12 protein-coding genes are annotated in these 12,582 nt (G+C 71.5%); 4 read left to right on the forward strand and 8 right to left on the reverse strand.

What is annotated here, in order from left to right; translation table 11 throughout:
- Positions 1–12 precede the first annotated feature (12 nt).
- From ACZ3OF_RS00280 to ACZ3OF_RS00290, 3 genes are all read right to left on the reverse strand, one after another.
- Positions 13–849, reverse strand: a complete 837-nt coding sequence (locus ACZ3OF_RS00280) for a TIGR04222 domain-containing membrane protein (protein WP_467301790.1) — start codon at positions 847–849, stop codon at positions 13–15.
- Positions 850–955: 106 nt separating this feature from the next.
- Positions 956–1,531: a hypothetical protein gene (locus ACZ3OF_RS00285; RefSeq protein ID WP_467301792.1), complete on the reverse strand. Its 576-nt coding sequence runs from the start codon at positions 1,529–1,531 to the stop codon at positions 956–958.
- Positions 1,532–1,603: 72 nt separating this feature from the next.
- Complete coding sequence (locus tag ACZ3OF_RS00290) at positions 1,604–2,761, reverse strand: hypothetical protein (protein WP_467301794.1); 1,158 nt, start codon at positions 2,759–2,761, stop codon at positions 1,604–1,606.
- A 223-nt stretch (positions 2,762–2,984) separates the two neighbouring features.
- Between ACZ3OF_RS00290 and gcl the strand changes: the two genes are divergently transcribed.
- Entirely contained in the window at positions 2,985–4,772 is a 1,788-nt protein-coding gene (gene gcl, locus ACZ3OF_RS00295) for a glyoxylate carboligase (protein WP_467301796.1), read from the forward strand.
- A gap of 68 nt (positions 4,773–4,840) precedes the next feature.
- Here gcl and ACZ3OF_RS00300 read toward each other — a convergent pair whose 3' ends face one another.
- On the reverse strand, positions 4,841–5,836 hold the full coding sequence (locus tag ACZ3OF_RS00300; RefSeq protein ID WP_361667211.1) for an ArsR family transcriptional regulator: 996 nt from the start codon (positions 5,834–5,836) through the stop codon (positions 4,841–4,843).
- A gap of 76 nt (positions 5,837–5,912) precedes the next feature.
- On the opposite strand from ACZ3OF_RS00300, the gene ACZ3OF_RS00305 reads away from it, so the two are divergent.
- On the forward strand, positions 5,913–7,115 hold the full coding sequence (locus ACZ3OF_RS00305; protein WP_361667209.1) for an MFS transporter: 1,203 nt from the start codon (positions 5,913–5,915) through the stop codon (positions 7,113–7,115).
- On the opposite strand, the gene ACZ3OF_RS00310 is transcribed toward ACZ3OF_RS00305, so the two are convergent.
- The 4 genes from ACZ3OF_RS00310 to ACZ3OF_RS00325 all read right to left on the reverse strand — a co-directional run bounded on the left by ACZ3OF_RS00310 (position 7,051) and on the right by ACZ3OF_RS00325 (position 11,704).
- Positions 7,051–7,716, reverse strand: coding sequence for a GmrSD restriction endonuclease domain-containing protein (locus tag ACZ3OF_RS00310; RefSeq protein WP_467301799.1), 666 nt, complete (start codon positions 7,714–7,716; stop codon positions 7,051–7,053). The genes ACZ3OF_RS00305 and ACZ3OF_RS00310 overlap by 65 nt on opposite strands.
- Positions 7,717–8,235: 519 nt before the next feature.
- A complete protein-coding gene (locus ACZ3OF_RS00315) occupies positions 8,236–9,693 on the reverse strand; it encodes a catalase (protein WP_361667206.1) in 1,458 nt (485 codons plus the stop codon).
- A gap of 180 nt (positions 9,694–9,873) precedes the next feature.
- Positions 9,874–10,788 (reverse strand): 2-hydroxy-3-oxopropionate reductase, encoded by a 915-nt coding sequence (locus ACZ3OF_RS00320; RefSeq protein WP_361667204.1) that lies wholly within the window; start codon positions 10,786–10,788, stop codon positions 9,874–9,876.
- 82 nt (positions 10,789–10,870) lie between these two features.
- Complete coding sequence (locus ACZ3OF_RS00325) at positions 10,871–11,704, reverse strand: TIM barrel protein (protein WP_467301803.1); 834 nt, start codon at positions 11,702–11,704, stop codon at positions 10,871–10,873.
- A gap of 140 nt (positions 11,705–11,844) precedes the next feature.
- Between ACZ3OF_RS00325 and ACZ3OF_RS00330 the strand changes: the two genes are divergently transcribed.
- Together ACZ3OF_RS00330 and ACZ3OF_RS00335 are read left to right on the forward strand one after the other, a co-directional pair.
- Positions 11,845–12,093, forward strand: a complete 249-nt coding sequence (locus tag ACZ3OF_RS00330) for a YkoF family thiamine-binding protein (protein ID WP_361667355.1) — start codon at positions 11,845–11,847, stop codon at positions 12,091–12,093.
- A 44-nt stretch (positions 12,094–12,137) separates the two neighbouring features.
- The gene (locus tag ACZ3OF_RS00335; protein WP_467302790.1) at positions 12,138–12,476 is read left to right on the forward strand and encodes a helix-turn-helix domain-containing protein; all 339 of its coding nucleotides are present in this window, start codon (positions 12,138–12,140) and stop codon (positions 12,474–12,476) included.
- The last annotated feature ends 106 nt before the right edge of the window (positions 12,477–12,582 follow it).

The raw sequence follows: 12,582 nt of genomic DNA on the forward strand, positions 1-12,582 counted from the left end.
ATGGCGCGCGCTTCAGTCCGAGCCGCCTCCGCCTCCGCTCCCGCCTCCACCACTCGATTCGCTCCCGCCCCCGCTGAACCAGCCGCCCCCGCCGAACCAGCTGCGCCCGGTCGCGTAGCCGTCCGTACCGCCGCCCCGGGCGAGGAGTCCGCCGTCGCGCGAGAAGCGGGGGAGGAAGAGGGCGAGCGCTGGGTCACCGTAGAGGGCGACGTACAGCAGCACCAGATTGCCGTCCGTCACCTCGCCCCGGTGTGCGGGCAAGGGGTGCCGCTCACGGAGCCCGGCGAGGAGCCGGCGGGCGGCGCGGGTCGTCGGCGGCAGGAACAGCAGGGCGAGCGCGGCACCGGCCGGTACGGCTCCGAGGGCGAGCGCGAGCGCGAGTCCCGCGCCGGACGGGCCGGTGACGGTCAGGCCCGCCACCGCCGTGGCCACGGTGGTCACGAGCAGTGCGCGCGCGACGGTCAGACGGCCGTGCGGGCGGAGCAGCCCCTCCCGGCCGAGCTCGGCCCGCAGCGCGTCGACCGCTCGCCGCGCCCTGGGCTGCGAGGCCAGGACGCGCAGCCCCAGCGCTCGGCGCAGCGAACTGTGCACGCCCAGCTGGACGGGGTCACGGGTCCGTCCGGGGCCGCCGTTGGCCCGAATCGTTCCCCTGCGGCCGGCCGCGACCGCACCGCGCTGGTGCAGCGCGACAAGGGCCACGACGACCGCGGCCCGCCGACCGCCCCGGAGCAACGCCAGTGCCTGCGGGGCGAGTTCGGTCCGCTGCGGGCTGCGCGTTCGCAACAGGACGAGCGCGCCGAGCAGTTGTGCGCAGGACGCGCCGATGAACCACCACGTGTCCGCCCCCATGACGCTCCACCCCCCGAGAGTGTTGTGCCCGGCGGAGGGTGATCGTCACGCGTGAATGGCCGAAATCTGAGGTTATTCTGAGGTTCTTTCGAGCGGGGGACCCGTTTCAGAGCTTTCCCCACACCCGGACGACTCGGTGGCCGCCGAGCGCCGCGGCGAAGGCGTCGAGAAAACGGGGCGAGAACTCGGTCCAGGCCCAGAACTCGAACCCGAGGTACCCGAACGCGTAGTAGTCGTCGGCCCAGGTCCAGGCGGTCAGTGCGCCGGCCCGCCCGCAGTGGGCACAGTCGACCGTGGCCGAACCCGTGGTGTGCCAGGTGGACATGGCCCGGCCGAAGGGCTCCCAGGCGCCCACCGCCTCGTCCCACTCCGCGTCGTAGAACGCGGTACGCGTGGCGCAGTGCGGACACGTCGCGTACTCGGCCTCGCCCTGACCCCCGTGGAAGACCGTGCGCCCGGCCTCGATCCTCAGTCCGCCGCCCGGCTCCCAGTCCTCGATGGCGACGGCCGAGGCCCAGCGCGGCCCGGGCGGATGCCCGAGGGGCGCGCCGAGCACGCAGTCGGTCTGCTCGGCACGGACGATCTCCTCCGCGACGAGCCAGTCCAGGGCGCGCCGGGCGAGTACGGGGGCCTCCGAGGCGGTGGCGTCGAGATCGACGACGGTCTGGAAGTGGTCACCCATGACCGCGACCGTAGCTGGTCACCCATGACCGCGACCGTAGCGGGTCCCGCCGACAGTCCGCAGAGGCCGCCGCTAGGCGCCGGTGGTGATCAGTTCGTCGGCCGGGGTGTTGACGGGCTGGGGCGTGCCGGTGAGGTCGAGGACGAAGAGCGGTATGCCGAGCTCGTCGGCGCGGGACCGGGCATCCGGGGTGTAGCCGGCGAGGGAGAAGAACACGCTCACCGACGAGCTGCTGAGACCGTTGAGCCAGAGGCACTCGACGGCCCGCAGGGCGGCGGGCCGGGTGCTCGGGTCCACCTGGGCGACGAGTCCGGGCGCCCGCAGGTCGATGCCGGACGCGGTCCGCTCCTCGGGCTGGACGACGTCCCGGAACCCCAGCCAGCGCAGATAGCCGGCCGACGTGGCGACCGCGTCCCGTGCGGTACGGATGGTCGTGGGCCGGAACGAGGGCCTCGACGGCGCCGGGTGCGGGGCGCTGGGCGGCAGCGGGATGTGCGCGGGATAGCGCTCGGCGAAGGTGCGGTGCCCGCCGTTTCCGGGCGTGGCGTGGGCGCGGCTCCCGGAGGGCCCGGCCGGCGGGTGGGGGCCGCCTCCCGGGCCGCCTGCCGGGCCACCGTCCTCGCCGGCCGCACGGCCCATGCCGCCCGTACCGTCCGAGCCGCCGAGATCGTCCGAGCTGCCGCCGGTACCGCCTGGCGCGCTCCTCGGCGTGAACCACCCGCCCGGTGCCGAATCCATGTCGCCGCGCGCCTCGGCGCCGCTCCCGTGCTCTGTCCGGTCCGTCCCGGGCCGTCCGTCCACCGCGGCGTCCGTGGCCGGGCCCGCGCCCTGGCCGCGCGGCCCGGCGCTCACCTCGGCGCCCGTGCTCCGTCCCGTGAGGCCACCCGTCGCGGTGCCGGCCGCCGTGCCTGTTCCCGGGCCCGTGCCCGCGCCGGTCCCCGTACGCCCGCCCGCCGCGGAACTGTCGTCCGGCGGGCGGACCGGGACGCGCAGGACCGTGCCGCAGGCGCAGCCGAGCTCCGGGTGGGGCCATTCGTCCGCGCGGCCGCAGGCGGCGCAGCGGACCGTGACCCACTCGTCCGTCCAGTTGCGGTGCGTGACCGGCTCGCCCGTAGCCCCGGCGATCACCGGCGGCACGACCGGGGTGCCGCACGCGCAGGGGAATACCGGCGCCGCGTACGCCTGCGTACGGAGGCATTCCGGGCAGCGCACCGGAACCGAGTCACCCACACCGAACCCCACGCCGGACCCCCTGTCTTCCCGACCCCATCGTCCACCAATCCGCCACGCGAGGGGAGTGAGTTCGGCCAACGTCCGAGCCCGCTCCCTTGACGACCCTCGACCCCCCGACCTACATTGCTTCCACATAGTAGAACAATACTTCCGCAATACGGAAACGAGTCCACGAGCCGGTGGCACACCCGTTTCCGCCTGGCCGAAGCAGGAGCCCTCCATGCCTCGTATGACCGCCGCCGCAGCGGCCGTTGAGATCCTCAAGCGCGAAGGCGTCACCAACGCGTTCGGCGTGCCCGGCGCGGCGATCAACCCCTTCTACCGCGAGCTCAAGAACGTGGGCGGGATCGCCCACACCCTCGCCCGCCACGTCGAGGGCGCGTCCCACATGGCCGAGGGCTACACCCGTGCCAAGGCGGGCAACATCGGTGTCTGCATCGGTACCTCCGGCCCCGCCGGAACCGACATGATCACCGGCCTGTACTCCGCGATCGCGGATTCGATCCCGATCCTGTGCATCACCGGCCAGGCCCCGGTCTCGAAGCTCCACAAGGAGGACTTCCAGGCCGTCGACATCGCCACGATCGCCAAGCCCGTCACCAAGGCCGCCACCACGGTCCTGGAGGCCGCGCAGGTCCCCGGCGTCTTCCAGCAGGCCTTCCACCTGATGCGCTCCGGCCGCCCCGGCCCGGTCCTCATCGACCTGCCGATCGACGTCCAGCTGACCGAGATCGAGTTCGACCCGGAGACGTACGAGCCGCTGCCGGTCTACAAGCCGCAGGCCACCCGCGCGCAGGCCGAGAAGGCCCTGAACTTCCTCCTGGAGTCGGAGCGGCCGCTGATCGTCGCCGGTGGCGGCATCATCAACGCCGACGCCTCCGACCTGCTGGTCGAGTTCGCCGAGCTGACCGACATCCCCGTCATCTCCACCCTGATGGGCTGGGGCACCATCCCGGACGACCACGAGCTGGCCGCCGGCATGGTCGGCGTCCAGACCGCGCACCGCTACGGCAACGCGACCTTCCTGGAGTCGGACTTCGTCCTCGGCATCGGAAACCGCTGGGCCAATCGCCACACCGGTTACAACATGGAGGCGTACACCAAGGGCCGGAAGTTCGTCCACGTCGACATCGAGCCCACCCAGCTCGGCAAGATCTTCGCCCCGGACTACGGCATCGCCTCCGACGCCAAGGCCGCTCTGGAGCTCTTCGTCGAGATCGCCAAGGAGTGGAAGGCCGCGGGCAAGCTCCCGGACTTCTCCACCTGGGCCGCCTCCGCCCAGGAGCGCAAGGCGACCCTCCAGCGCCGTACGCACTTCGACAACATCCCGATGAAGCCGCAGCGCGTCTACGAGGAGATGAACAAGGCCTTCGGCCCGGACACGCGCTACGTCACCACCATCGGCCTCTCCCAGATCGCGGCCGCGCAGTTCCTGCACGTCTACAAGCCGCGCCACTGGATCAACTGCGGCCAGGCCGGCCCGCTCGGCTGGACCATCCCGGCCGCGATCGGTGTCGCCACCGCGGACCCGGAGACCCCGGTCGTCGCGCTCTCGGGCGACTACGACTTCCAGTTCATGATCGAGGAGCTGGCGGTCGCCGCCCAGCACAAGGTCCCCTACGTCCACGTCCTCGTGAACAACGCCTACCTGGGTCTGATCCGTCAGGCGCAGGGCGGCCTGGGCATCAACTTCGAGGTCAACCTCGAGTTCGAGAACATCAACACCCCGGAGATCGGCGTCTACGGCGTCGACCACGTCAAGGTCGCCGAGGGCCTGGGCGTCAAGGCCATCCGCGTCACCGACCCGGAGAAGCTGGGCGAGGCGCTGGAGGAGGCCAAGAAGCTGGCCGTCGAGTTCCAGGTGCCCGTCGTCGTCGAGGCGATCCTGGAGCGCATCACCAACATCGCGATGAGCAAGACGGTCGACATGAGCGACGTCACCGAGTTCGAGGAGCTCGCGACGGAGCCCGGCCACGCGCCGACCGCGATCAAGGCCCTGAAGGTCTGATCATTCCGTAGAGGTGCAGGCCCCCGCTCCGAGAGCACCGGAGCGGGGGCCGCTCCGTGCCCGCAGACTCACGACGGCCCGCCCCGCGCCCCCGCGCCCTGGGCCCGGACCAGCGCTGCCCCCGCCTCCGTCCAGTCGTAGAGGACCGACCGGCCCGCCCTTCTCCGCCGTACCAGCCGGGCGTCGAGCAGCACCTTCAGGTGCCGCCCCACCGACCCGAGCCCCTGTCCCGTCAGTGCCACCAACTGGCTGGTGGACAGGGGGGATTCGAGCCGTACGAGCACCCCGGCCCGAGCGCTCCCGAGCAGCGCGCCGAGCGCCTCGGGGACGGCCGGCCCGTCCGCCCCGGCCAGGACTCCGGCACATGGGTAGACGATCGCGTACCGATCCGTCCCCTCCCAGGACACCCACCCCCGGCTCGGTGTCACCGGCACCAGGAGCAACTGCGCTCCCGCGACCGAACGCGGGGGGTAGTCCCGGGAGTTGACCTGGAGCCGGCCGTCGCCGAGCCAGCGTGTCCGGCCCGGATTCAGCTCGTCCAGGGCAGCCGCCCAGCCGCCCCGGGTCAGCAGCGCCGTACGCGCCAGCACATCGGCCTCCAGGATCCGCCGGCGCCGCGGCCAGGTCGGCAGGACCGTCTCCCGCCACACCCACGTGAGCAACTCGGCCATCCGGTGAGGCAGATCGGTCGCCGAGGCCAGCGGCTCGGGGACCGTTCCGCCGAGCGACACCGCAAGGTCCGCCACGGCGGCCGCGGGCGGGGTCTCGCGGACCCGGGTCAGCTCCTCCTCGAAGCTCCGCTCGCCGTCGCCCGGCGGGGTGGGCGTCACGAAGTCGGCGTTCCACGTGGTCCCGAGCGCGGCGGAGACGAGCAGCGCGTCGACCGGGCCGGCGGCCAACCGGGCGCGGTAGGCGGGAAGATGGGTCTCCAGCCACGTCCGTTCGCCCGGGTGGGCGGCCGTCGTGAGGTCCAGCGTCTGGAGCGCGGCGGTGGTCTCGGCCAGCGGCGAGAACACGAACCTGCTTCCCGCGAGCGCGTCCGCGTCGATCTGCCACCAGCCCATGATCCGCCCCGCCCCCCGTTTCGCCTCTCCGCGAAACAATAACGGCCGTCGCATCGGCACCCGCAGACTCCGCCGCATGCGCAGCTACCGCGAACTCTTCCGTACGCCCGAGTTCACCCCGCTCTTCCTCACCTGCTCCGTCCAGGTCGCAGCCCAGACGGTGGCCGGCCTCGGCCTTGCCACGCTCGTCTACAGCCGGACCGGATCCCCCCTTCTCTCCTCCCTCGCCCTCTTCGGGCCCTCGCTCGCCCAGCTCCTCGGCGCCGCCACCCTGCTCTCGGCCGCCGACCGGCTCCCGCCGCGCGCCGCGCTCGCCGGGATGGCGCTGTTCTTCGCCGTGGGCAGCGCGGCGACGGCCGTCCCCGGCCTGCCGGTCGCGGCGGTCTTCGCGATCCTGCTCGCGCACGGGCTCGTCGGATCCGTCGGCGGGGGCGTGCGCTATGGACTCCTCGGCGAGATCCTGCCCCGCGGGGGTTATCTGATGGGCCGCTCCGTGATGAACATGGCGGCCGGCGCCTGCCAGATCGGCGGCTTCGCGGCCGGCGGCCTGCTCATCGCCGTCCTCTCACCGCGGGGGGCCGTCCTGACCGGCGCCGCCCTCTACCTCGCCGCGGCCCTGCTGGCCCGCTCCGGGCTCTCCCGGCGCGCCCCGCGTGCCGCCGGCCGACCCTCGGCCGGCGAGACCTGGCGGACCAACCGACGGCTGTGGTCCTCTAGCGCCCGCCGCCGGGTGTACGTCGCGCTGTGGGTGCCCAACGGACTGATCGTGGGCTGCGAATCGCTCTTCGTGCCGTACGACCCCGAGCGCGCCGGGCTGCTCTTCGCCTGCGGCGCGCTCGGGATGCTGGCGGGGGACGCGATCGTCGGCCGGTTCGTCCCGAGCGGCCTGCGCGCCCGGCTCGCCGCCCCTCTCCAGGCGCTCCTCGCGGCCCCGTTCCTGTGCTTCGCGCTGGATCCGGGGCTGCTCTGGGCGCTCACGGCCGTGACCGTCTCCGCGGTCGGCTACGGCGCGAGCCTGCTGTACCAGGAGCGGCTGATGGCCCTCGTACCGGACGAGCTGAGCGGTCACGCCCTGGGGCTGCACACCTCGGGCATGCTCGCGCTCCAGGGGCTGAGCGCGGCGCTGGCCGGCGCCGTCGCCCAGTACACCTCGCCGCGTACGGCGATGGTGGTGCTCGCCGTCGCCTCGCTCGCCGTCACGCTGACGCTCGCCCTCACCGAGGGGCCTTCGAGCGGACCACGACGGTCTCCTCGCACGGCCCGTCAGCGAACAGCTTGAGCGCCTCCACCTCGTCCTTGTCGGCGCTCAGTCCCCACCGCAGCTTGGTGCCCACCCACTCGGCGACGTAGCGGCAGTACTGGGCGGAGTCCGACGGCACCCAGTCGGCGGGGTCGCGGCCCGCCCTGTCCTTCTGGCTGCGGGCGGTGACGGCGACGAGCGTGCCTGGTGCGCCCTGGTCGTTGGCGTACTTCTCGCGCCGGGCCGCGGTCCATGCCGAGGCGCCCGACTCCCAGGCCTCGTCGAGCGGGACGACATGGTCGACGCGGAGCGCGGCGGGGTCGGTGACGCTCTGGCCGTCGTAGTACGAGGTCCACCTGCCGCCCGTCAGGACGCAGCCGGTGCCGGTCTTCGGGGCGTCGACGGCTTCCTCCAGGAGGACCTCCGCGCGGGTGTCGCAGCCGTCCGCCGGGTCGAGGCCGGCGTTCCAGTGGCGGAAGGCGGAGGCCTTGTAACCGGCGGGCTCCTCGGAGGCCTCGGTGAGGTCGGCGAGGGCGTCGGGGAAGAGGACGACGTTCGCCGACAGCGCGGGGGAGGGGACGGCGAGCGGGGACAGGATGAGCGCGAGCGGGGTCAGGCCCCGCACCAGGTTCTTGATCATGTGCGACTGGATAGCGGCGGGGGAGGGGCGCGCGGGGGGCGAATCGCGGTGCGCTCGCCCGAGCGGGTGTGGATCTTCACCGCAGAAACGATGCGCTGGGACGCCGTCTCCACACGGGCGTGAAAAGAGGCCCCGCAAGGACGCCCGGACAGTACGCGAAGAGGCCCGGGACGGCACGCGAAAGAGCGCGGAACCAGGGACCGTAAACCTGGTTCCGCGCTCTCGTTGTGCCCGCCCGACGGTGCGAGGCTGGCGCGACAGGACGTTCGCGCCGCCGGGCGGAGTCTTGGGGGGAGGTGGGGCGTTGGGACCGCGGCGACGGCGACGGATGGACCGGGTTCCCTTCCTTCAGGTCAAGAAGGGGCCTGGTCCGCCCTTACCACCGCACTGGCTCGTCGCCGCCGCGGTCCTCACGCTGTCCGTACCGCCGGCCACCCCTCATCCGGGCCGTCGGTCCGGACGGCGTACGGCATCTGACCTCCCGTCATATGCCGTACGCGGTCTGGATACCGCCGTGGATCAGTCCTCGCGCAGGGCGCGGACCGCCTCGGCCACGCGCTTGCCGTAGTCCGCGTCGGCGGCGGCGAAGTGCGCGATGTTCTTCTCGATGACGTCCTCGCGGGACACCTGGGACAGGCCACCGGCGATGTTGGCGACCAGACGGCCCTTCTCGGCCTCGGACATCAGGCGGTAGAGCTCGCCGGCCTGGAAGAAGTGGTCGTCCTTGGCGTGCTCGGGCGCCGCGTGGGTGCCGGTCCAGCCGTGGATCGCCAGCGGGGCGGAGAGCGCCTCGTCGGTCTGCGAGGGACCGGAGTACGAGTTGGGCTCGTAGTTCTTGTCCGTGCGGCGGCCGTTGCGGGTGGCCATGAAGCCGTCGCGGCCGTAGTTGTCGGCCTCGGTCGCCTTCGGGGCGTTCACCGGCAGCTGGGTGTGGTTGACACCGAGGCGGTAGCGGTGGGCATCCGCGTAGGCGAAGAGGCGGCCCTGGAGCATCTTGTCCGGCGAGGGACCGATGCCCGGGACGAAGTTGTTCGGCGAGAACGCGGCCTGCTCGACCTCGGCGAAGACGTTGTCCGGGTTGCGGTCGAGGACCAGACGGCCCACGCGCTGAAGCGGGTAGTCGCTGTGCGGCCACACCTTGGTGAGGTCGAACGGGTTGAAGCGGTAGTCCGCGGCCTCGGCGGCCGGCATGACCTGGACGTACAGGGTCCAGGAGGGGCTCACGCCGCGCTCGATGGCCTGCAGCAGGTCGGTCTGGTGCGAGTTCGCGTCCTTGCCGACGAGCTCGGCGGCCTGGTCGGCGGAGAGGGAGCGGATGCCCTGGTTCGTCTTGAAGTGGTACTTGACGAAGAAGGCCTCACCCTTCTCGTTGGTCCACTGGTACGTGTGCGAGCCGTAGCCGTTCATGTGACGGTAGGAGGCCGGGATGCCTCGGTCGCCCATGAGCCAGGTGATCTGGTGCGTCGCCTCGGGGGCGTGCGCCCAGAAGTCCCAGACGTTGTCCGGCTCCTGCTTGCCCGTGAAGGGGTCGCGCTTCTGGGAGTGGATGAAGTCGGGGAACTTGATCGGGTCCTTGATGAAGAACACCGGGGTGTTGTTGCCGACGAGGTCGTAGTTGCCCTCTTCGGTGTAGAACTTCAGCGCGAAGCCGCGCGGGTCACGGACGGCGTCCGCGCCGCCGAGCGAGTCGGCCACGGTGGAGAAGCGGATGAACGTCTCGGTCCGCTTGCCGACCTCGGAGAGGAAGGCGGCCTTGGTGAAGCCGGTGACGTCGTCGGTGACCTCGAAGTATCCGTACGCGCCGGAGCCGCGGGCGTGGACCACGCGCTCCGGGATCCGCTCACGGTTGAAGCGCGCGAGCTTCTCCAGGAGGTGCTGGTCCTGGAGGAGGATGGGGCCACCGACGCCGGCGGTGGCGGAGTTCTGGTTGTCGGCGACGGGGGCGCCGGACTCGGTCGTAAGCACGCGCTTCGACATCGTGACCTTCCGTACGGGAGCTGCACTGGTGACGGTGTCAGGAGCGTAAGGAGCCGCTGAAGCGAACGTCAACAGTTTGTTGAAAACGAAGGAGGGTGTTCCGGGCGGCGGCGGCGCCTGGGCGCGACAGGACAGGTTGTCAGCGCCGCCGCCGACCGGAAGTCATGAGAGGGACCTGCGTCAGACCTGCTGGCCGGAGAGGCGCTCGACGGCGCGCAGCAGAGCGGAGTGGTCCAGGCCGCCGTCGCCCTGCGCGCGCAGGGAGGCGACCAGCTGGGCGACGACCGCACCGACCGGGAGGGCCGCGCCGACGTTGCGGGCGGCGTCGGTGACGATGCCCATGTCCTTGTGGTGCAGGTCGATCCGGAAGCCGGGCTTGAAGTCCCGGTTCAGGAAGTTGTCCTTCTTGCGGGTCAGCACCGTGGAGCCGGCCAGACCGCCGTTGAGGACGTCCAGGGCGGCCTGGAGGTCAACGCCGGACTTCTCCAGGAAGACCACGGCCTCGGCGCACGCCTGGATGTTGACGGCGACGATGAGCTGGTTGGCCGCCTTCACGGTCTGGCCGGAGCCGTGCGGACCGCACAGCACGATGACCTTGCCGAGGGCCTCGAGGATCGGCAGGGCCTCGTCGAAGTCGGCCTGCTCGCCACCGACCATGATCGACAGCACGGCCTCGATGGCGCCGGCCTCGCCACCGGACACCGGGGCGTCGATGACGCGGATGCCCTTCTCGGCGGCGTTCTTGGCGAGGTCCACGGAGGTCTGCGGGGTGATCGACGACATGTCGATGACCAGCGCGCCCTGCCTGGCGTTCTCCAGGATGCCCTCGGGGCCGTAGGAGATGGCCTCGACCTGCGGGGAGGCGGGCACCATCGTGATGACCACGTCGGCGTCCTTGACGGCCTCGGCGATCGACGCGGCGGCGGTGCCGCCGGCCGCGGTGAGGCGGTCCAGCTTGTCCTGCTCCAGGGTGAAGCCGGTGACGGAGTAGCCGGCCTTGATCAGGTTCTCGGACATGGGCGAGCCCATGATGCCGAGACCGATCCACGCAATCGTCGGGCGGGTGGGCTGGGAGGAATCAGCGAGGTTGCTCATTGGGGGTACCTCTCGGGGTTGTGCGATGTCAGGGGGCTGACGCCCGGCTCGGGCGGACGGGGGTGTCGGCCCCCGTCCGGAGTCAGCGGGCCGCGCGGGCCTCGGCGGGGAGCCAGGCGAAGGACGCGGCGGCGTCGGCGGCCTTGTACTCCAGGCCGACCCAGCCGTCGTAACCGGCCTTCTTGAGTTCGTCGAGCAGCTGCTCCAGGGGGAGCTCGCCGGTGCCCGGCGCGCCACGGCCCGGGTTGTCGGCGATCTGGACGTGGCCGGTCTTGTCGGCGTACTCCGCGATGACCTGGCTGACGTTCTCGCCGTTCATCGACAGGTGGTAGATGTCGAGCAGGAACTTGGCGTTGCCGAGCCCGGTGGCCGCGTTGACCTTGTCGACGACCTCGATCGCGGAGGGGGCGCTCACCAGCGGGTAGAGCGGCGACTCCGGCTTGTTCAGGGTCTCGATCAGCAGGATCGCGCCGATCCGGTCGGCCGCGCGGGCCGCCAGGACCAGGTTCTCCAGGGCGAGGGTGTCCTGGACCTGCGGGTCGACGCCCTCGACGCGGTTGCCGTAGAGCGCGTTGAGCGCCTTGCAGCCGACCGAGGCGGCGAAGTCGGCCGCCACCTCGATGTTGGCGCGGAAGCGGTCCGACTCCTCACCGGGCACGGAGAGCGCGCCGCGGTCGGGACCCGGCAGCTGCCCGGCGTAGAAGTTGAGGCCCACCAGCTGGGTGCCGGCGTCGTCCAGAGCCTGCTTGAGAGCGTCGAGCTCACTCTGGGCGGGGGTGGCGGTGTCGATCCAGGGCCACCACAGCTCGACCGCGGTGAAGCCCGCCGCGGCGGCGGCCGCGGGACGCTCCAGAAGCGGGAGTTCCGTGAAGAGGATCGACAGGTTCACATCGAAGCGCTGGTCCGTGTATCCCATGAGGGGCGGCGCTCCTTCCGTATTGCGGAAGTAACTTTCTGTCTGACGGAATGTTGCAAGGGGAGCCGCGCACTTGTCAAGAGGGTCCGGCAGCTCAGGGCTGCCGTCGGTGCTGTTCCGGCCAGTAGCGTGGGGCCATGGTGCGTTTGAGAGTGGAGTTCACGACCGAGCCCTTCGACCTGGACGAGGCGCCGGAGCACGCGGTCGTGGCTCGTGAGGTCATCCAGGCGGCGGAACTGGACGCGGTGGACGTCGGTCCGTTCGGCAACACGGCGGAGGGCGGTACCGACGAGGTGCTGACCGCCGTCGACGCGCTGCTGCGCAAGTCCCTGGCGGCCGGCGCGACCCGCGTCTCCCTCCAGGTCAACGTGATCGGGGAGGAGTCGTGAGCGAGCACCCCCTGGTGGCGGCGGTCAAGCCGCTGGTCGACGCGATGGGTGCCGAGATACTCGGCCCCGAGCAGGCCGAACCCGACGACGTGGTGCTCGCCTGGGAGGGTGAGGACGTGATCGCCGTACGGCTTCCGCAGCTCTCGGACTCGCTGGACCACATCCTCGCCGCCATGGAGCGCCGGCACGGGATGCCGCTCGCCGCACTCGACCGCAAGGCCAAGCAGGAAGCGGTCCGGATGCTGGAGGCGCGTGGCGCCTTCTCCGTACGTCATGGAGTGGAGACGGTGGCCGGGGCACTGGGTGTCAGCCGCTTCACCGTGTACAACTACCTGAACCGGGAGACCGCCCTGAACAGGGAAAAGGCTGCCGAGAACGGCTAGTTGATCATGTGTTGCCACAGGCCGTCGTCCAGATGTCGGGACGACGGCTTTTGTGTCACCGAGTTTTCAACAAAGTGTTGACGTGGTGTTGCGGGAGGGCGTTAGC

The organism is Streptomyces sp. NPDC022552, from assembly GCF_055561875.1.